12 protein-coding genes and 1 pseudogene are annotated in these 20,695 nt (G+C 62.4%); 5 read left to right on the top strand and 8 right to left on the bottom strand.

Going from position 1 to position 20,695, the window contains the following annotated elements:
- Positions 1-4,062: sulfolipid-1 biosynthesis phthioceranic/hydroxyphthioceranic acid synthase (gene pks2, locus ACLP4W_RS18405; protein ID WP_442388338.1), on the bottom strand; the 4,062-nt coding region annotated here is incomplete at its 3' end.
- Between the two features lie 473 nt (positions 4,063-4,535).
- On the opposite strand from pks2, the gene ACLP4W_RS18410 reads away from it, so the two are divergent.
- Positions 4,536-6,290, top strand: coding sequence for an AMP-binding protein (locus tag ACLP4W_RS18410; RefSeq protein ID WP_442388340.1), 1,755 nt, complete (start codon positions 4,536-4,538; stop codon positions 6,288-6,290).
- 83 nt (positions 6,291-6,373) lie between these two features.
- Here ACLP4W_RS18410 and ACLP4W_RS18415 read toward each other — a convergent pair whose 3' ends face one another.
- Positions 6,374-10,255 carry an MMPL family RND transporter gene (locus ACLP4W_RS18415; protein WP_442388342.1) on the bottom strand — a complete coding sequence of 1,294 codons (3,882 nt, stop codon included), beginning with the start codon at positions 10,253-10,255 and terminating at the stop codon, positions 6,374-6,376.
- Positions 10,256-10,979: 724 nt separating this feature from the next.
- Between ACLP4W_RS18415 and ACLP4W_RS18420 the strand changes: the two genes are divergently transcribed.
- Complete coding sequence (locus tag ACLP4W_RS18420; protein WP_442388344.1) at positions 10,980-11,729, top strand: GAP family protein; 750 nt, start codon at positions 10,980-10,982, stop codon at positions 11,727-11,729.
- Between the two features lie 55 nt (positions 11,730-11,784).
- Positions 11,785-12,621, top strand: coding sequence for a glycosyltransferase family 2 protein (locus ACLP4W_RS18425; protein WP_442388359.1), 837 nt, complete (start codon positions 11,785-11,787; stop codon positions 12,619-12,621).
- 55 nt (positions 12,622-12,676) lie between these two features.
- Here the strand turns inward: ACLP4W_RS18425 and ACLP4W_RS18430 are convergent, their stop codons facing one another.
- From ACLP4W_RS18430 to ACLP4W_RS18440, 3 genes are all read right to left on the bottom strand, one after another.
- Positions 12,677-13,447: a glycosyltransferase family 2 protein gene (locus tag ACLP4W_RS18430; protein ID WP_442388346.1), complete on the bottom strand. Its 771-nt coding sequence runs from the start codon at positions 13,445-13,447 to the stop codon at positions 12,677-12,679.
- A gap of 40 nt (positions 13,448-13,487) precedes the next feature.
- The gene (locus ACLP4W_RS18435; protein ID WP_442388348.1) at positions 13,488-14,510 is read right to left on the bottom strand and encodes an NAD-dependent epimerase/dehydratase family protein; all 1,023 of its coding nucleotides are present in this window, start codon (positions 14,508-14,510) and stop codon (positions 13,488-13,490) included.
- 198 nt (positions 14,511-14,708) lie between these two features.
- A complete protein-coding gene (locus tag ACLP4W_RS18440) occupies positions 14,709-15,413 on the bottom strand; it encodes an FkbM family methyltransferase (protein ID WP_442388361.1) in 705 nt (234 codons plus the stop codon).
- Between the two features lie 372 nt (positions 15,414-15,785).
- Here ACLP4W_RS18440 and ACLP4W_RS18445 point away from each other — a divergent pair, with 372 nt between their 5' ends.
- Entirely contained in the window at positions 15,786-16,511 is a 726-nt protein-coding gene (locus ACLP4W_RS18445; protein WP_442388350.1) for a hypothetical protein, read from the top strand.
- An 85-nt stretch (positions 16,512-16,596) separates the two neighbouring features.
- Complete coding sequence (locus ACLP4W_RS18450) at positions 16,597-17,406, top strand: glycosyltransferase family 2 protein (protein ID WP_442388352.1); 810 nt, start codon at positions 16,597-16,599, stop codon at positions 17,404-17,406.
- A 13-nt stretch (positions 17,407-17,419) separates the two neighbouring features.
- Here the strand turns inward: ACLP4W_RS18450 and ACLP4W_RS18455 are convergent, their stop codons facing one another.
- The 3 genes and pseudogenes from ACLP4W_RS18455 to ACLP4W_RS18465 form a co-directional block, all read right to left on the bottom strand.
- Positions 17,420-18,505: an acyltransferase family protein gene (locus ACLP4W_RS18455; protein WP_442388354.1), complete on the bottom strand. Its 1,086-nt coding sequence runs from the start codon at positions 18,503-18,505 to the stop codon at positions 17,420-17,422.
- 206 nt (positions 18,506-18,711) lie between these two features.
- Positions 18,712-19,962 carry a glycosyltransferase gene (locus tag ACLP4W_RS18460; RefSeq protein WP_442388356.1) on the bottom strand — a complete coding sequence of 417 codons (1,251 nt, stop codon included), beginning with the start codon at positions 19,960-19,962 and terminating at the stop codon, positions 18,712-18,714.
- 187 nt (positions 19,963-20,149) lie between these two features.
- A pseudogene (locus tag ACLP4W_RS18465) lies at positions 20,150-20,695 on the bottom strand (acyltransferase); the annotation flags it as partial.

Here is a 20,695-nt window from a genome sequence, read left to right on the forward strand (position 1 = left end):
CACGTCGATATGCGTGGTGTGCAGATGCGGGTGCTCGGAGCCGATGACGCGCAACAGCCCACGCAGCCCGCCCTGCTCGAGGTTGGTGCAGTCTTCGGACAGCACCGTCTGGGCGTCGCGGGTCAGCACATACAGTCGCGGTGCCTCGCCGGAAAGCTCCGGCAGCTCGCGGGTGATGCGCACCAAGTGCCGCACGTATCCACCCCCGATGATCGCAGCCTCGTTTCCGGGGCTGCCTTCATCGTCCGCGGCCACCACGACCACACCGGTGAAACCGCCGCTCTCGAGCTGGCTGCGCAGTTGCTCGGCTACGGCCACGTGATCGGCGTTCTGAGCCCACGAGGTCGTCGTGCATTGCGCGCCATGCGCTTTCAGGGCGTCAGCGAGTTTGGCGGACACCACGCCGGGGTTGGCGGTGGTGCTGATGAGCAGATAGTTTCCGGCTTCGGTGGTGTCCGCGTCGGGCAGCTCGCGCTGTTGCCATTCGATGGTCAGCAGCCGCTCGTTCAGCAGCCGATCCCGGTCGGCGCTCTCGGAGACACCGGAACCGAGTCGCAGCCCGCGTACCGCCACCAACACCGTTCCGTGCTCGTCGAGGACATCAAGATCGGCCTCAATGCCCGAAGCGTCGGCGTTCGTCACCGTGATGTAGCAGTAGTGCGCGTTGCGGGTCGGCGCGTAGGCACGCAACCGTCGCACACCCAACGGCAACAACAGGCCACCACTACCCGCGACCTGGACCTCGGTGTGAGCCCCAACGGCCTGGAAGCACGCATCCAGCAGCGCGGGGTGAATGCCGTAGAGAACCTGCTGCGAGCGGATTGCGCCAGGCAGACCCACCTCCGCCAACACGCTGGTGACAGATTCTTCGGGCACGTGGGCCGCGGCTAGGCCGGTGAAGGCCGGACCGTACTGGATGCCGTGCGCGTCGAAGTGGGCTCGCATCTCGGCCCCGTCCAGCGCGGTGTTGTGGGCAGCCTTAAGAACTTCCATGTCGTACGCGGGCGGCTGCTCCTCTCCGTCTCCCGCGTGCAGCACGGCGCTGGCCCGCCGAATGCGTGCGCCTTCGGCGTTAGTCTCCACCGAGAATTCAACGACCCCAGGCGACTTCACTGTCGCGACGGCCCCGACCTGGGTCTCCTCGTCGAGCAGCAGCATTGCCTCGAAGCGCAGGTCGCGGACTTCGGCATCGTCGCCGAGCACCTTACGAGCCGCGGCCAAGGCCATCTCGCAGTATGCGGCTCCGGGCAGCGCCCCCACATTGTGCACCTTGTGGTCGCCTAACCACGGCAGCGCGGTGGTGCCGACATCGCCCTGCCAGGCATGCCGCTCCGGCTCCTCCGGCAGCCGAACGTGGGAGCCCAAAAGCGGGTGCACCACAACGGTATTGGCGGAGTGCGCACCATCCATAGCGTCGGGGTTCAGCAGCAACGAAACGTGGTTCCAGGCCGACAGGGGCGCATCCACCAGATTCCCGCCGGGGAAGAGCACCGAGAAGTCCACCGCGGCGCCGGCGCTGTGTAGGTCGGTGACCAGGCTGCGCAGGCCGTGCGGCAACGGCTGTTCACGGCGCATGCCCGCGAGCACGGCTACCGGAATGTCCTGAGACTTCGCATTCTGCTCGACGGCGTGGGTCAGCAGGGGATGGGGCGACAGCTCGGCGAATACTCGGTGACCGTCCTCGAGCGCGGCCTGCACCGCCGAGGAGAACCGCACCGTGTGTCGCAGGTTGTCGGCCCAGTAATCGGCATCGCAGACCGGCCGTTCGCGCGGGTCGAACAGGGTCGCGGAGTAGTAAGGAACCTCCGGTGTCAGCGGGGTGATGTCGGCCAGCGCCTCATAGAGATCATCGAGAATGGGATCGACCTGCGGGGTGTGCGACGCCACGTCCACGGCGACCTCGCGGGCCATCACCTCCCGCTCTTCCCACGCCGCGACCAGGTCGCGAACCGTCTGGGCCGCGCCGCCGATCACGGTGGATGTCGGCGAGGCCACCACGGCAACCACCACGTCGTCGATGCCGCGCGCCATCAATTCCGAAAGTACCTGCTGGGCAGGCAGTTCCACTGAGGCCATCGCGCCCGAACCGGAAATGCGCTTCATCAGCTTGGAGCGACGGCAGATCACGCGTGCGCCGTCTTCCAGCGAAAGTGCGCCGGCCACAACGGATGCCGCGGACTCGCCGAGCGAGTGGCCGATGACGCCGCCGGGCTGGACTCCGTAGGACTTCAAGGTGGCCGCGAGCGCGACCTGCATCGTAAATATGGTCGGCTGCACCCGGTCGATACCGGTCACGGTCTCCGGCGAGGTCATTGCTTCGGTTACCGAGAAGCCCGATTCGGCGGCGATCAGTGGCTCGATGGCGGCCACGGTCGCAGCGAATACCGGCTCGTTGGCCAGCAGGTCCTTACCCATGGCTGCCCACTGCGAACCCTGCCCGGAGAACACCCACACCGGTCCGCGATCGTCGTGGCCGACGGCGGGCTGGTACGGGAGGTCGCCGTCGGCGACCTCCCGCAATTGGTCGATCAGCTCGGCGTGGCTGGCGGCGGCCACAGCGGTGCGTACCGGCCGGTGTCCACGCCGGCGCGCCAGCGTGTAGGCCAGATCCGACAACGCCACGGGCGCTTCGTCGTTGCGACTTTCGACCCAGTCGGCCAGCCGGCGTGCCGTCTGGCGCAACGCATTGGACGAAGTGGCCGAAATGACAAACATCAGCGCGCCACCCGCCTTGGCCGGAGCGGCGCCGTTGCGCGAGATCTCGACCTCGGGGGCCTGCTCGAGAATCGCGTGAGCGTTGGTGCCCGATAGGCCGTACGACGACACCGCCGCCCGGCGTGGCCCGACGTGACCGTTCGTGGGCCACGGCGTATTCTCTTGCGGCACAAACAATCCGGTGTCGACCTTGGCGAGTTCGTCAGGCAGCTGGTTGAAGTGCAGATTCTGCGGGATCACACCGTGTTGCAGGGCGAGGATCGCCTTGATCATTCCCAGGGCACCCGATGTCGACTGGGTGTGTCCGAAGTTGGTCTTGACCGATCCGAGCACACAGGGGCCCTCGACGCCGTACACGTTGGAAAGGCTCTTGTACTCGATGGGGTCGCCCACGGGAGTACCAGGTCCGTGGGCCTCGACCATGCCGACGCTGGCGGCGTCCACGCCGGATACAGCCAACGCGTCCTGGTACACCGCCGTTTGCGCGGTTACCGACGGTACGGCGATGTTTATGGTGTGGCCGTCTTGGTTTGCGGCCGTGCCACGCACGACCGCGAGGATGCGGTCACCGTCGCGCAGCGCGTCGGGCAACCGCTTCAGCAACAGCATCACGGAGCCCTCGCCCGGCACGAACCCGTCCGCCGCAACGTCGAACGCGTGGCAGACTCCGGTGGGGGACAGCATGCCCTGGAAGGAACCCGAAGACAGTTTCCGCGGATCTAACACCACGGTCGCGGCACCTGCGAAGGCGAGGTCGCTTTCGCCGTCGTCCAGGCTGCGGCATGCCATGTGGATCGCGGTGAGACCGGAAGAACAGGCGGTGTCCACCGTGAGTGCCGGGCCGTGGAGGCTTAGCGCGTACGCGATACGGCCGGAAGCCATGCTGAAGGCGGTGCCGGTGAACCCGTACGCGCCTTCCAGCGCTCGAGCGTCGGCCAGGCGCAGTGTGTAGTCCTGATGCGTTAATCCGATGAACACACCAGTTTTCGTACCGGCCAGCGCTTCTGGGCTGAGGCCGGCATGCTCCATGGCCTCCCACGAGGTTTCCAGCAACAAACGGTGTTGCGGATCCATCGACTCCGCCTCGCGCTCGTTCAAGTAAAAGAACTCGTGGTCGAAGCCCGCGACATCGTCGAGGAATGCGGCCCATCGCGATACCGACCGACCAGGCACCCCCGGCTCTGGGTCGTAGTACTCGTCGGCGTCCCAACGCTCAGCGGGGATTTCCTTTACCATGTCGTCGCCGCGGAGCAGGGCCTCCCACAACAAGTCGGGGGAGTCGATGCCGCCTGGAAGGCGGCATGCCATACCGACAACTGCAACCGGCGTCACACGTGCCTGATCCACTGTTGTTCACCTCTATCTCGCGCTTGGTTCAGGGAGACCCTCGTCGAATCCGGTGGCGAGCCGAGCACAACCCAGCCCCGCCCCTTAGACCCAATAACCCCCACTCGAAGTCCGCCCTGTTTTCCTCGGGTGATCAGCAGCGTAGCGGGTTGGCTACGCGCATGTGGAGGAATTGTGCGGACGTACAAGAAAATTTATGAAATGGTCTCCCGCATGCCGTCTGAACAGGACATTTGCTTTTGCCTGCCCAGCGCCGATTGAGCCCGTAACGTGCCCAGATCGCGGTTTGCATCGTATACGGGCGCACCGAGACGCGCTCGTTGACCGGTCAATCCCGCCCGAACCGTGCGGCAGCGAGACCCGTCCGCGCCGCGCAGGATCGGGGAGGTGAGGGCGAGTTGGCTACAGCCTTGCGGACGGGCAAACGGCGCCAAAACGGGTGGCTCGCGAGCCGTGCGAGGTAATGTGAGGCCGTGGTCGAGTCTTCAATTCCTGCCGTGCTGCGCGAGCGCGCGAGTTTGCAGCCCAACGACACGGCGCTCACCTTTATTGATTACGAGCAGGATTGGGACGGCGTTGCAGAGACCCTGACGTGGTCGCAGCTGCACCGGCGAATGATGAATGCGGCCGAACAGCTCAAGCTTTGCGGGTCGACCGGTGACCGCGCGGTGATATTGGCGCCGCAGGGACTCGAGTACATCGTTGGTTTCCTCGGCGCTCTACAGGCCGGGCGTATCGCAGTTCCTCTTTCAGCTCCGTACGGCGGGGCCCACGATGAGCGTACGACTTCGGTGCTCAGCGACACTTCGCCCGCCGTCATTCTGACGACGTCCGCTGTCGTAGCCAACGTCACCCCATATCTAGAGCCGAAGCCCGGACAAACCGCGCCATCGATCGTGGAACTCGACTTGTTGGATCTAGATGCCCGGCCGCGATCTTCGAGGCCGAGCTCCCGTACTGCCGATCAAGAGCAGCCCGATGCCTTGTATTTGCAATACACTTCGGGATCCACTCGCACGCCCGCCGGTGTCATGGTGTCGAACAAGAATCTCTTCACCAACTTCGAACAGCTCATGACCGACTACTTCGCGAGCAGCGGAAAGGTCGCGCCGCCGGAGGCCTCGGTGGTGTCGTGGCTCCCGTTCTATCACGACATGGGCTTCATATTGGGAATGATCTTCCCGATTCTGGCGGGCGTTCCCGCCGTGCTGACCAGCCCGGTTGGCTTCCTGCAGCGACCGGCCCGGTGGATGCAGCTGCTGGCAAGGAGCGGCCGCGCACTATCGGCGGGACCGAACTTCGCCTACGAATTGGCGGCACGCAAAACATCAGACGAGGACATGGCCGGGCTCGATCTGGGGCGTGTGCACTGCATCCTCAACGGTAGCGAGCGGGTGCAGCCCGCGACGCTTAAGCGCTTCGCTGACCGGTTCGCCCGCTTCAATCTTGACCCCGCGGTGATACGGCCCTCGTATGGAATGGCGGAGGCCACTGTGTACGTGGCCACCCGTACGGCGGGCGAGCCGCCGAAAATCGTTCATTTCGACACAGAGAAATTGCCTGCCGGCGAAGCGAAGCCGTGCCCGAGCGGCAGCGGTGCGCCTTTGGTCAGTTACGGCGCTCCGCAGACACAGCTGGTGCGCATCGTCGATGCCGACACCAGTCGTGAGAGTCCGGAGGGAACCGTCGGCGAGATCTGGTTGCACGGCGGCAATGTCGCCAGCGGCTACTGGCAGAAACCCGAAGACAGTGAACGCACATTCGGTGCAAAGATCGTCTCGCCATCCGACGGTACGCCCGAAGGTCCCTGGCTGAGGACCGGAGATTCGGGCTTCTTCTCCGACGGGGAACTGTTCATCATGGGCCGCATCAAGGATCTGTTGATTGTCTACGGGCGCAACCACTCTCCCGACGACATCGAGGCGACGATCCAAGAGATCACCCCTGGGCGCTGTGTGGCGATTGCGGTCCCCGAGCGTGGCTCCGAGAAGCTGGTCGCCATCATCGAACTCAAGAAGCGCGGCGAGTCCGAGGAGGATGCGACCGACAGGCTGCGCGTCGTCAAACGTGAAGTGACTGCTGCGATTTCGAAGTCACACGGACTGAGCGTGTCGGACCTTGTTCTGGTGTCGCCCGGTTCGATTCCCATCACCACGAGCGGCAAGGTCAGGCGTGCCCAGTGCGTCGAGCTGTACCGGCAGCGTGAGTTCAGCCGCCTGGACGCATAACCTGGTGGCTGCCTCAAGCGGCCGTGAGCTATTGCGCTAGCACACTTGCGCCCTGGCCGACGGCCGCCGGGGCGAGTGCGTCGTTAAACCTCGGGGGAATCAGGGTGCCGCACGTCTGGCGCCCCGGCCGCCTGGAACAGCGGGAGCGCCTGGTAAAGGTCCTGTTCCGCCATCTCGCCGTTCCCATTCGCGTGGCCGTTGCCGTTGCCGTTGCCGTTGCCGATGTGGCCATTCCCGTTGCCGATGTGGCCATTGCCGATGTGGCCGTTGCCAATGGCATGGGCGTTTGCGTGGCCGTTGCCGATGTGCCCGTTGCTGTTGGCGTGGCCGTTGCTGTTGGCGTGGCCGTTGCCGTTGGCATGCCAGTTGGCGTTGCCATTGGTGTGCGGGCCACACTCAGGCGCCTTTCGCGCCCCCAGGATCACGGGTGCCGGCAGGCTACCAAGACCGAATAGTGGCAAAGCGTGCTCTGAGTTGTCGTTGGCCGGCGGTTCACCCTCGGTGGTCGTCGCCGAACCCGCTGGCTTCGGCCACTCGTTCGGGGTCACGTTGTGTGGCAGGCCATTCAGATTGAAGACGGGCAGCGCATTGTCTGGATGGTTCTGGGTTGACGACGCGCCGTCAGCGCTCGCTGCGCGATCGGCCGGCCGGTCCTGCGTGTCCGGAGTGACACGCTGTTGCGGAGTCTTAAATCCGAATAGCGGCAGCGCGTGGTCAGAATCGTGTCCGATCGGCTCTGCGATTTCGGCCGCCGTTGCCGCCTTTGGCGCACCATCCAGGCGCCGCGGTAAACGAGCATCGCTCGGAGGGCAGGTGATGGGCCGGCGACCCGGATGAACGTGATGAAGGTTGCCGCGGATCAGCGTGCGTACTTCGGTCGGCATCTTGCGCGCCTTGCTCTGGATCGTGCGCGCCGTGACCTGGATACGGTCGGCCGCGCTGTCGTTCACGTCGGACGCGCCGACTTTCGACGGCCACCAGTTGGCTTTGTTCACCAGCGCGGCCACGGCCGGGACCGTGATCGTGCGCACCAGGAAGGTGTCGAGCATGATGCCGATACCGATGATGAAACCGGCTTGCTCCATTTGGCTGATGCTGGCGAACATCAGGCCGAACATGGATGCGGCGAAAATGAGACCCGCCGAGGTGATCACCCCGCCAGTGGAACCCACTGTGCGGATGACGCCGACGCGGACGCCATGTGGTGACTCGTCACGAATTCGCGAGATCAGCAGCATGTTGTAATCGGCGCCGACCGCGACCAAAAGAATGAAGGTCAATCCGGGCACACTCCAGGCCAGCTCTTCGCCCAATATCAACTGGAAGAAGACCACGCCGAGACCGAGTGCTGACAAGTACGAAATGATCACCGAGGCGATCAGGTACAACGGCGCGACAACTGCTCGCAAAAGCGCGATGAGAATCAAAAGCACGATGATGATGGTCGCGACGATGATGAAACTGAAGTCTTGGTTGTAGTAGTCGCGTGTGTCTTTAAGTCCGGTGGGGATCCCAGTCAGCCCGACCGTGGCGTCCGCCAGCGTTGTGTTTGGCAAGGCCGACCGCGCCGCGTGCAGGATCCTGTCGACCTGATCCATGGCGGCGGTGCTGAAAGGGCTGATTGAGCTTTGTACGAAATATCGCGCCGCGTGTCCGTCCGGTGAGATGAAAAGCTGTGCAGCGGTTTTGAATTGGTCATTGGACATGATTTGCGGCGGGACGTAGAAGCCGGCCATCGAGGGGTTACCCGCGTCGTGCTTCATCATCAACAGGAATGACGACGCCTCGTTGAGCCCAGAGCCCATCCTCTTGGTTTGGTCGACGAGCACTTTGACGCCGTCGGCGATCTTCCGGCTTCCGTCGGCGAGTTTGTCGGCGCCGTCTTTGGCCATGGCCAGTTTGGCCGCCAACGAGCTAGGCGCCATACCGATCGCATTGAGCGCCCCCACGGCCCTGTCGAGGCCCGTGCGCAGATTCCTCAGCGTCGCGTCGAGGGACTGCATGTCCTGCGTCCCCTGAAGCTGGTTGGCCAACACGGCGATGCTGTCGAAGGTCCCGTTGTTGCCCGCGTTGACCAGGGTCTGCAACTCGGCCCGCGAGCTGCGACAGGCCGGGTCGCCATCACAAACCGGACTCGCATTGAGCGAAGCCATGAGAGGAGCGGCGAACGCGACGACATCGCGGACATTGCCCATGTTTGCGTTGAGGGCGCTGCCGAGCATCCGCATGTTGCCGGCGAGTTTGGCCGTATTGTCCAGCTCGCTGAGCGTCTTATTTCCCCCAAACTGGGCTTGCATCATCGTCAGCGCGTCCACCAGCCCACTGACGCTGCCGACGGCGCCGGTAACTTGGCCGCGCACGTCGGCGAGGGCGTCGGCCAACTGGTTGGCACCGTTCGCCAGCAGGTCGAGATCGGCGTTGTGGTCCTTGATCTGGGTGGAGGCGTCGTCGAGCTTGCCGCCGACCTCGCCTGCTTGCCACGACAGCTTCGTTTGCTCGAGCGAATCGCCCATGGGGCGGGTGATGCCCCGTACCAGCGAGATGTCGGGCAGTTGTGCCACCCGCGATGCCATCAGCTCGAGGTCGGCAAGGCTCTGCGGGTTGCGTAAATCATGGGACGACTTGATGAAGAGCAATTGCGGAGTCATCGCGTTCTGCGGGAAGTGGCGATCCATCGCGGCATATCCGACCGAGCTCTCTTGGTCGGCTGGCAGCGCCTTGCGATCGTCGTAATTGAAGTGGACCAGGCCGGCGCAACTGGCCAGGGTGATCAGGACAATCAGGCTGGCGGTCAGATGGATGATGGGCCGGCGAACGATTCGTGTCCCCGAACGACGCCAGAACAAAGTAGTGAGGTCGCGCCGAGGCTTGATCCAGCCACGTCGTCCGATGAGCACGAGGACTGCGGGAAGTAGCGTTATCGCCGCCAGGAACGCGATCAGAATCGCGATCGAAATTGCGGGACCTACCAGCGCAAACACCTTCAGCTGACAGAAGACCATCGCGATGAAGGTGACCGCCACCGTGGCGGCCGACGCGGCGATCACCTTGCCGATGGACGCCAGCGCCATTTTGACCGCGTAGTCCGAATCCGAGCCGTGGCGCACGTAGTCGTGGTAGCGGCTCATCAGGAAGACGGCGTAGTCGGTCCCCGCGCCGACCATCACCCCGACCATCAAGACAAGGGTCTGGGTGCTCAATCCCAGGCCCAGTTCGCCCAATCCGGCCAGCACGCCCTGCGCGGTCCCCAGGGAAAGGCCGATGGTGGCCAACGGCACGAACATCGTGACCGCGTTCCGGTAGATGATCAGCAAGATCGTGAGCACCATCAGCCCGGTGCCGATCTCGATCACATGCATGTCGTGCTCACCCATCGCGGTGATATCGGCGAAGGTGGCTACCGGGCCGGTGACGTGGGCGGTCAGAGTGGTGCCGGCGACCGTCTTCTTGGCGATCTGAGCGATGTTTCGATACGCCGCCTGGACCGCCGGCTCGGCCGAGTCGCCGGCGAGGCTGATCGGTAAGTTGATGGCCTTGTTGTCTTTACTGACCATCACGTCGCGCAGCGGCGGCGTGCTGATGACGTCCTGGATTCCCAGGATCTCCTTGGAATCCTGCGAATCCTGATGCAAGGCGACGACCAGTCTGGCGTACGTCGCCTCGTCTGCCGGGGTCAGTCCGTTTTCGTCGGTCAGGACGATCAACAGGATGGAAGACGCGCCCGTCGACTGAAACGCCTCCTGCATCTGTCGGTTGACGACCATCGTCGGGGCGTCGTCAGGCAGGGGATTGACCTGCTGTTTTGCGGCGACCACGGGTAGCGGGGGGAGCGCCAACGCCAAGGTAGCGGCAGTCGCGATCCACAACCCGATGACTAACAACGGCCATCGGACGACGATGTCGGCCAAGCGCGGGAAGATGCCTCCAGCGCTGACTACCTCAGTCGTGCCCATCTGCCGCGACACTTGCTCAGGTTACCCCCGCGCCAGGTCCGACGTGGGCAAACGTGCACTCATGGAAAAACATCATCATCCTGGCACTTTTGGCGAAACAGCTACCTCGATCTTCACGCAATTCCTCTCACTCGGGCGGTGATTGCGCCTACCGTTACCTAAACGCAATTCACCTTCAGCGATGCTGCGCCGTAGGACCCCCCGTTGCGGGCTCCGCAACGTGCTGGTCACCGCGCCGACACCGAAGCCGAGGTCGGAAAGCAACCCACCGGCGCCCGCGTTCGTGGTGATCTTGCGCAAGAATAAACCGTCGCGGACCCCACCGCGGGGGAACGCCCAAAAGCCTTCGCACCGGGGCCGGCGGTGGGCAATAAGAGACTCCGGCCAAAAGCGGATTCGCCTTGCGTCAAACCCCGCGCCGAAGGGCTTGAAGGCGGTCGCATCTGAACGGACCTGCGGGCGCTCCGTCAAGCGACCAGGCCACCCCTGGCCGGAGGGCTCGGCTAATCACCCGAGCCGTTGCGTTGCACACGCACGTGTTCCTGAATTCGCTGGTTCTGCCGCGTAACTCGCGATCCGCTTGCGCGGGGCAGCGTGACGCGTACCACTTCTAGGGCTCTTCCCCTGGCCACCAGCGCATTTGGGGCCGTGGGGCTGCCCGGCAAGTTTGTGCAACTGCGACCTACTCGCCGAAAACACCCGCGATACCCGCTCAAACACGGTAGCGTCCCGGGACATGTGGTACCTCGTTCTGATGTTCGCGATTACCGCGGCGCAGGACCCGGTGCGGATCGGGGTTACAGCCCTCTTGGTTGCGCGCCCGCGGTCGATGCACAATTTGCTCGCCTACTGGCTCGGTCTGATGATTACGGGTTTCGGCGCTGCCCTGGCATCGCTGTTCTTGCTCGACGACTTCTTGATGCCCATTACCCGAGCCCTGGGTTCCGCTTTCGCAAGTCCGATCGTTCCGCCCATCCAGGTTGTTCTCGGTGTGGTCGCAATTTCGGTCGCCGCGATGCTCGCTGTGCGCTCCCCGGCGCGTCAGGCAGCGCCCGCGGCTGTAGCAGCTGGCGATTCCTCTGTTCTGGTACTCGAACCCCACCCACCGAAACCGCCGACCATGTTCTCGCGACTGTCCGAGCGGCTGTCGTGGACCTCCCGGCTCGAGGGCAGGTCGGTGGGCATGTCGTTTATCGCCGGGCTGTTTACGTCGACGCAGATCGTTGAGTTCTCTGGAGCGATGATGGTCATCGTGGCGTCGCGCGCTACTGCTCTCATGCAGATCGCGGCGGCCCTCGTGTTCACCCTCGTGGCATTTGCGATCACCGAGATCCCCCTTGTGTGCCACCTCGTGTCGCCGGCTAGGACGCAAGTCGTTGTGACGCAGGTCCATAGCTGGCTGTGTGCTCACCGCCGGCCGATTATCGTCTTCGGCCTGGGTTGTTTCGGCTTTTTCTTGACATTGAAGGGCTTGAATAGGCTCTGAACTGGGCTGTGCGGGGGTGGGCGTCGTCCAAACAGCCCCCGGGCAACTATGGCCACTGTATGGTTGGTTCGTGTCCCTACTGATCACAATCCCGGTGTTCGGGCAGCATGAGTACACCCATGCCCTCGTAGGTGACCTGGAGCGCGAGGGTGCGGACTATCTGATCGTCGACAATCGCAGCGACTATCCAAAGATCAGCAATGAGCGGGTCACGACACCCGGAGAAAACCTGGGCTGGGCGGGCGGCAGCGACCTCGGCATCCGAATTGCGTTCTCGGAGGGCTACTCCCACGCAATGACCCTCAACAACGACACCCGGATCTCCAAAGGATTTGTCGCCGGCCTGCTCGACCCGGGCCTACCCGCCGACGCGGGAATGGTTGGCCCGCTGATTGACCACGGGTTCCCCTGCGCAGAGCCTGACGAGAAACCGGACGCCGCGAATTACGTTGCCCGCCCCTTATATCGGTCGGTCTCTGCCATCGAGGGGACTGCGCTCATGGTGTCCCGCGAATGCTGGGAGACCATCGGCGGAATGGACTTAAAGAGCTTTGGGCGCTACGGATTTGGGATCGACCTCGATCTGGCGCTGCGCGCCCGAAACGCCGGGTACGGTCTGTATATAACGGAGATGGCCTATATCAACCACTTTGGACGCAGGACCGCTAACGCCCACTTCGGCAGCCTGCGATATGAGTGGGCGGCAAACTTCGAACAGTCGCGTGGGTTGCGCAGAGTGCATGGCAACTGGCGCAAGAAATTACCAGGGGCGATGATTAAGACTCCCGGATGGCGCTCTATGGCCATACTCACCGCAGCCGTGGCCGGAGAGGCCACCGCGGTTATCGATACCCATCGCAACGACCACGCAGGCAATCCCCGGGCGCAATAATCGACGCCCGGCCGAATCGACTTGGCGCGCAAGCGGCCCCGTGACGCCGCAGCCGTCAGCGCTTACGCCAGGCGTCAACGACCTTTTGCTTCCGGCGCGCATTGTCGCGGCGAAACGTCTCCCAGACCGACCCCCAGCTGAATTTCGGCAGCCGCTTGTTCAGCGCGTTGTCCGGGCCGGTACTCAGTCCGCTCATGTCGTTGAAATTTGCGACGACGATGTCCATGTAACGAATGGTCAGTGCTGGGTTGGAGAAGCAACGAATGTTGAAATCCCAATCCGCACAGATCCGGTAGCGCAGGTTGAAGGGTCCGATGCCGGCGAAGAGTTCGCGGCGGTAGAAGATCGCCTGGTGGCAGATGTTCTGCTCGAATAGCAATCGGTCGAGGTCGAAGGCACCGGCGTAGCGCGACGAGTTCGAGCGCATGATCACGTCGCCGTATACCAGGTCGCTCGGCTCGTGTTCACCGATGAAGGCGGCTACGCGCGCCAGAGTGTCCGCCTCGTGCAAGGTGTCGTCGGCGCCCAGGAATAGCAACCACGCTCCCGTGGCCATGCCTAGGCCACGGTTCATGGCGTCGTAAACGCCCGTGTCCGGCTCGCAGTGCACGACCAACCTTGCACCGAAGCTGGGAGCGAAGCCGTTTGCGATGTCGGGGGTTCCGTCCGCCGAGCCACCGTCGAGCAGCAGCACTTCGTAGTCGCCGTAGGTCTGGCAGGCGATGCTGTTGAGGCAATCACGCAAGGTGGTCGCGACGTTCAATGTGGGGACGATGATCGAAAATTGGGGTGCAGACGCGGCGCGACTTGCGCTATCGGCGGTCACCTGTGCCCCTTCGCCTTCGTCTACAAAACTCTGAGAGCGCCTAACGGGCAGTTTGTAATTGACGGCTCGCAAGCTGGTCGTATATCCAGCGATAAGTGCGCTCGAGTCCGTCGGCGAGACGGATGGAGGGCTCCCAGCCGTAGATCTCGTGGATCATCGTGTTGTCGCTGTTGCGTCCCCGTACGCCAAGTGGCGCATCGAGCTTGTAGTTGCGCTTCACGCTGATGCCGGCGATCTGTTCGATGATGCTCACCATCTGGTTGATGCTCACCAATTCGGAGCTGCCCACGTTCACCGGCAGTGGGCTGTCGCCGGCTGCAACGCGAAGCGTGCCCTCGACGCAGTCGTCGACGTACATGAAGCTTCGGGTTTGCTCGCCGTCGCCCCAGATCTCGATCTCGTGGCGCCCGCTGAGGGCAGCCTGAGCGATCTTGCGGGATAGCGCGGCGGGAGCTTTCTCACGGCCGCCTTCGAAGCTTCCAATCGGGCCGTACACATTGTGATAGCGCGCGACGCGCGTCTGCAGCCCGAAGTCCTCGAGGAAGTGCCGGCACATCCGCTCGGTGAACAGCTTCTCCCAGCCGTAACCGTCTTCCGGCATCGCCGGGTAGGCGTCGGACTCCCGTAGCGCCGTGACGTCGGCATCGGTTTGCTTGTCTGCCGCATAGACGCACGCCGAGCTGGAGTAGAAGAAGCGCCCGACTCCTTCATCCCTGGCCGCAACCAGCATGTGAGTGCTGATCAGCACCGAAAGCATGCAATCGGCTTTGTGTGTCTCGATAAAGCCCATGCCGCCCATGTCGGCCGCGAGGTTATAGACGGTGTCCACCCCGCGAACCGCCGAGCGGCAATCGTCGAGTTTCGACAGGTCAACCTCGGACAAAGCCTCAACGCCGCGGGGGACCTGGTACCACTCATCAAGCGGCTTGATGTCTGCGCCGCGAACGTCAAAGCCATTCTCCACGAGCGCCTTGGCAAGGTGACCGCCGATGAAGCCACCGGCACCGGCGACAAGTGCTACGCCCCCGGTCGGATGCTGCGATGTCGAGGAATTGTGGGTCATTTTCGGTAGCTCCCCCTAAGAGGGCTCAACGACTGGTCTGTCAACCGTCCACCCCCTAGTCGATACAACGTGGACCGTTTCGGATCTCGTGAATCGCGAATCTATCATCCTCACCGCACTCGGGAGGGCTGAACGGGGTTGCTTCCCGACCGGTTGCGGATAGACAGCGCGGAAGATGCTGTCCGCAAGCATTTCCGCTCAAGCATCCCCACGGAAGAAGATACCATCGGCGGCCAGCAGTCGACCATTTCTTTTATCCGTGAAACAAGGCACCAATCCCGTCAGCGTGAAGCCCAAGGAGTACGCGAGATCGAGGGCCTCACGAATGTCCATCCCACCTTCGTATAACGGCACCAACGACAATTCTACATGCATTCCGACGCAACGGTCGTTTATCGTTGATTTGCCACCGGCCAGCACCAGTTTCTCAAGCCCCTGAACGTCGATCTTGAGAAAAGCCACATCCGTCGGCCGTAAGATCTCTGGCGATACCGAATCAAGTCGGTGTATCGCCACCACTTCGGTGCCAACATAGTTTGCTGGAGGAAAGGCATCCTGGTGAACTTTCAGCATCGGTAAGACGGAGCTGCTTTCGCCGGAGTTCCCGGCTACATTAATCGACACCGTCCCGTCGAAATCGCCCAGCGCGTAGCGCCGGCAATCCCACAGCGAATCCCTCGACGCCTTCTTTTCTAGAACAGAAAATGGGCCCGATAGGGGTTCAAACGAGACGATGCGCCCTTTGAAGTTCGCCTTGCGCAGACTAGCGGCGAATTGCCCCGAGTTGGCGCCCACATCAAGAACGATGTCGACGTGGTGCGAGTCCAGCTGATTCACCAAATAGCGATCACAGTCCAGCTCAGGATTGTAGCGCGATACTTCGATACCTACGCGCTGCGCCATCAAATGAGCACGGTGCAACAAGCCCACTGCGTAACGTTAGCATGCGAATACCACGGAGCCGGGGAGCAGCTCTAACACTGTGAGCATGCGTCGGTGGGGGAGAACCGGCGGTGGCGTGAGCTGACGCGGACGTTGACCGCCGATGACGTGTCCCGCGGCTATACTGCGTTGCCGCCGCTGGGTCGCCCTCGTCCGCGTCGCGCCGAAACCGCACGTGCGAGCGTGGAATTCGCCCCGTGTTCGTTGAAGCAACGACGACCGCCCGTGCGACACGTTACGCTACGGGGCCATGACCGCCTTCGGAAGAACGGATCGACCACAGGACCCCTTTGTGTTCGCCACCTATGTCACGTGTTGCCTAAGGTTGGGCATGTGATCGCCGAGCGGTTGAACTCCATCAAGTCGTTCGCGCTCGACGGAATAGGTCCAACGAGGATCGGCCGGATCGAATACCTACTGTTCAGACGGTCATTGGGGCAGAGTTGGGGCGGTCCGATGAACGGGCAGGCTGGCCGCCAGGAACTCTGCCGACAGATCTTCGGATCGCTGCGGCCAGTGGCAGTCGTAGAGACGGGCACCTTCCGCGGAACCACCACAAAGTTCTTCTCCGACTTTGGCGTTCCGGTGTACACGGCAGAAGCTGAGCCTCGCTTTCACGCCTTCGCCGAACGACGCTTTCGCTCGGCTCGTGACCGGGTACACGTCGTGCTGGCCGACAGCCGGCTCCTGTTGCGCCAATTGGCTGCCAATCCGCAGTTTCCGAAAGACAACGTCTTCTTCTACCTTGACGCGCACTGGTACTCGGACCTGCCCCTAGCCGAAGAGATTGAAATGGTATTTGGTTCGTGGAAGCGGTCCGTCATCATGATCGACGATTTCGCGGTGCCCGGCGATTCGTATTCGTACGACGACTACGGTCCCGGGGCAGCGCTGAATGCTGAATATCTTGATGCGATGGGGCGCGACGACATGTTCAGGTTCTATCCGTCTCTGCCCGCGTACAAGGAAACTGGTTCAAAGCGCGGCTGCATAGTCTTGTGTAACGATCCTGAGACGCGGGACAGCCTTAGCAAATTGAATTCGCTGCGCCCGGCTTGAGTCGCAGCGGGCACGCGTGAGCACTGGGTCAACCGCGCCGCTGCCGCAGTAGAATGTGAGCACTATGGCTAGATACTTGCCGGTCGTGGCCGCCATCCCTAACTACAATATGGGTGATCATCTTCGCCGATTACTGCCCCAAGTATTGGCGCAGAATTACGATGGAGTCGTTGTGCTGGACGACGCCTCCGTCGATCACAGCATTGAGGTGATTAGTGAGTTTGGTGATGACGTAAAGTTGGTGCGAAGTTCCGAGAACAGAGGTGCGGGCGCCAATCGCAACCAAATCATCGACAATGTCGATGACGGCACAATTATTCATTTCATCGATGCCGACATGGATCTGGAGACAGCGGAATCCCCTTCCGTCGCTCGAGAACTCGTCGGACGCTACGCTGATCAAGGTGTCGGTATGATTGGCGGATTAGTCAGCCTCGCAGATGGCAGCCAAGAGTACTGTAATTACGGAGCGGTGTTCTCATTGTGGGGAAATTTCACGTCGAATTTTCCGCGGATAATTGACAACCTTCGAGGCAAACCACGCCTTGCCGGCGCTATAGGTCGGATGGCCGCGCCCATCATGCGAGACTGGCCCAACGTCCTGGAACCGCCCGCGCCGACACCGGCCTACTGGGTTCACGAGGGAAACATGCTTGTTGAGTCAAGCTTGTTCAAATCGGTGGGTGGCTATGACGTGAGGTTGCGATCGCACGAGATTCAGGACCTGGCAATACGGCTGGATAGGATGGGCGTCAAGCGACAGTTTGACCCGAGCATCAGGGTCGTTCATCACCACATTGACGTCCGCGGCAAGAACCGCAATAAATGGGCCAACAAGGCCACGCTCTATTTGATACGCAAGCATGGACTGCTTCGGTTTCTGACCGATCGTTAGCACCCCTCGGTGGCTACCCGCTGCGGGGTTGAACGTCAAGATCCGCGCTAGCATTGCCAGCAGGTCTCGTCCGAACGAGACGCGATTTTAGGGACAATGCCGGCTTCTCCGCCAAAGTCCAGCTCAGCGCGGCTATCGGCAGGGTGGCTGCAAACGCGATGACGAAGAATGCAATCGGATGCAGAGTGCCAAGCCCACAGATGATCAGTAACTGCTGAATAGGAAACGCATAAATGTATACGCCGTACGACAGATCCGTACGCAGTCTGAAGTGCTCATTGCGTATGAGGGCACCCGAAACGATGATGGCGTAGGCAAGCGGGATAGCGCCAATCGGCCGGTAATCCGGCAGCAAGCTGGCTGCCAGAACGATAACCACGCTGATCGCGACGAGTGACCACCGAGCGGGAATCACGTTCTGGTAGTGATGCAAGAGGGCTCCGGCCAGAAACATGACGGCGAAGCGGGCACCGTTTTGCGGGATGGTGGGCTCGCCCGAGATTACGTACGGCACTAGGAGCGACCAGGACAGTGCCAGCGCCATCGCGGCAGGGATGAGCCAGCGCCGACTGAGGAGTCCGACTATGCCCAGGCAAGCGACACCGATGTAGCAGAGCAACTCCCATTGCAGGGTCCACAGAGAACCGTCCCAGGTGCCCGAGTGCGGGACCCCGGTGGGCGTTCCGCCAACGTCGGTTTTTACCAGCACAACTGCGATGTTTTTTACAACGTATTCGATCGGTGCCGTGGACAGCAGGAGCTTGGCGGCAGAACCACCCTGGATCGCCACACCGACCGGGGCGATGACGAACGCGGTGACAATCAAGCAGGTGTGGTAGCCAGGAAGGATACGAAGACTTCGGGCAGTGACGTATTCGCGGATTTTGGGGTGACGGAGCCAACTGGAGGTGATCAGGAATCCTGAGATCGCGAAGAATCCATCGACCCCTATAGAGCCGATGAGTTGGCGAGCCGCCGCGAATGGCACGTCGTGGCCCTCGAGTTTGTAAGCGTGGTGGAGTATTACGCTGGTCGCCAGCGCTAGCCGAAACGCGTTCAGCGCGTTCTTTCGCGGATCGAATGCCTGCGCGAGCTTCATACGGCCGCGCCGGTCATCCGCACTTCGCGGTTTTCGCCCAGCAGCTCTAGACCAACCGTGGCGTACGGCTCGACGTCGGCGCGAATTCTGCGGCTTGCCAGGGCGAATCTCATCGGCGACGACCTCACTTGCCGAGCAGTCGGTGGTATTCGGGGCAAGCGGGCTTCGCTCCTGTTGGCCGTGACCAGTGCGAGATGGCACGCGGGTCACCCCAATCTTCTTCGGCTTGCCGCGTTTTCCAGGAGATCGGCGGCGGTGGTCGCGCTATCGGCGGGTTTGCTCATCCGGGTGGCAATCTCACGGGCTCGAGAGGCGACCTGCGGGGTCAGAATCGACCGGAGGTCCGCGACCAATGATTTTTGGGTGGTCGCCGAAAAGCGCCGGGCGGAGCCGACTCTCAGCCGCTTGACGTGAAGCGCCCACAGCGGCTGATCGGCGGTAACCCAGAGGATCAGCGTGGGAACGCCGGCTCGCATGCCGGCGGCGGTGGTGCCGCTGCCGCCGTGGTGTACCACCGCGCGGCAGGACGGAAAAATAGCCGCGTGGTTCAACGCGCCGACAACCTTTACGTTGTTGAAGTGGGGGAGGTCGGCGGAAACATTCGCGCCTGTGCAGATCAAGGCCCGCTCACCCAACTGCGCGCACGCCGCGCTGATCATCTCGACCGCGTCGGCGGGCGAATTGACCGGCATGCTGCCGAAACCGAAGTAGATCGGCGGCGTTCCCGCCGCGATCCACGATGCGATTTCGTCGTCGACATCGGTCGACAACTCCATGGTCAGCGCTCCGACGAAGGGTCGCCAGTCACCCTGTTCGGCCCATTCGGCTGCCAGCCCTGGAAAGTAGAACGGTTCGTAGCCTTGCATTTCCAGCGACCCGCGTTCCGCGATCCGTTGCGTTGAGGGCCCAATTGCCTTGGGCAGGGCTAATTCACGGCGTTGGGCGTCTTCAGCTTTCTTCGTCGCGCGCCAATGTATCCACCACAGCGATCGAATCGTGGCGCGGATCAACGGCGATGGCAGAAGCGGAACGATCTGGCCGTTGACCCGGACCGGGAAGCAGTGCAGCGAAGCCACCGGAATGTCGTAGTACTCCGCGACGTTCGCGGCGAGCCCCTGCTGCATCATGCCAGTCATCAGCAGGTCGGCGCCGTCGGCCAGCGACTTCAGCGTTGCGCCCATTTCCCCCCAGACTTCGGAGAGATACTCATTGGCCGCCCGCACCACCTTGAACGGAGTCTGGATGTTCCAGAAGTTGTGGACGAAATCTTCGCTGAGCATCTCCTGCGCGGGCGGCCCGTACGGGACCGCGGTAAGCCCGGCCGACTCGACAAAACCGATGAAGTCGGGCGGGACGGCCATGCGCACCTCGTGCCCGCGGCGTAGCAGCTCCAAACCGACGGCAGTGACGGGCTCCACGTCGCCGCGAGATCCATGGATCGACAGGGCAAAAATCATCGGCGCAACCTGGTGCTTCGGTCGGCCGCTCGAGGCGCAAGCGAAATTGCCTCAGGCAGGATCGGCGGCGTTGGGATGAAGCCGAAATTCGCCATTTTCATCCCGCCGTTGACGAGTTTGGCTGGCGAACCTTCATGGCCAATCAACTCCCGAGCAGGCCCCGGCAACGGTTACCGATTACGCACAACTATGCATGAGAGACGCGTTGCAGCGTGGCCACCGGGTCACGGCCCTCGGCGATGCTCACGTACATGGCTTTCAGCGTCGTCAAATAACGGCTGACCGATTCGCGTGCGACCGGATTGCCCGGGAACATCACAACCGCCTGTGTTTCGGTCTCAAGCCGGTTCACGCGAATATCGAATTGAGCGGGAACGCCGCCGTCGAGGAAGCCGCTTACCCTGGTCTCTTTTATGCCGTTCGCAACCAGCGCAGAAAGTGGCGGAACGCCCGCGTCCAAGTAAAAAAGTAGGGGTACCCGGCTGTTCGGCTTCGTCAGCCATGGTGCCAGCTCCAAAACGCGACCAAACGGCACGTTCATCAGCCTTCTGCCGTCGTCAAAAGACGTTTGTGCCGCCCGAGCGATCTCGCTGAAAGGCGATGACCCTACCTTGACACTGACTGGGATGAAGCTGGTGTACCAACCGGTTGTCACGAAATCGGTCGGGCTGTTACGCGTATCGACGGCGACAATGCCGTGGTATTGGTCCGCGCCCGTCAATTCGCATTCGGC

It is taken from the genome of Mycobacterium sp. (assembly GCF_052145595.1).
Lineage (GTDB): Bacteria > Actinomycetota > Actinomycetes > Mycobacteriales > Mycobacteriaceae > Mycobacterium.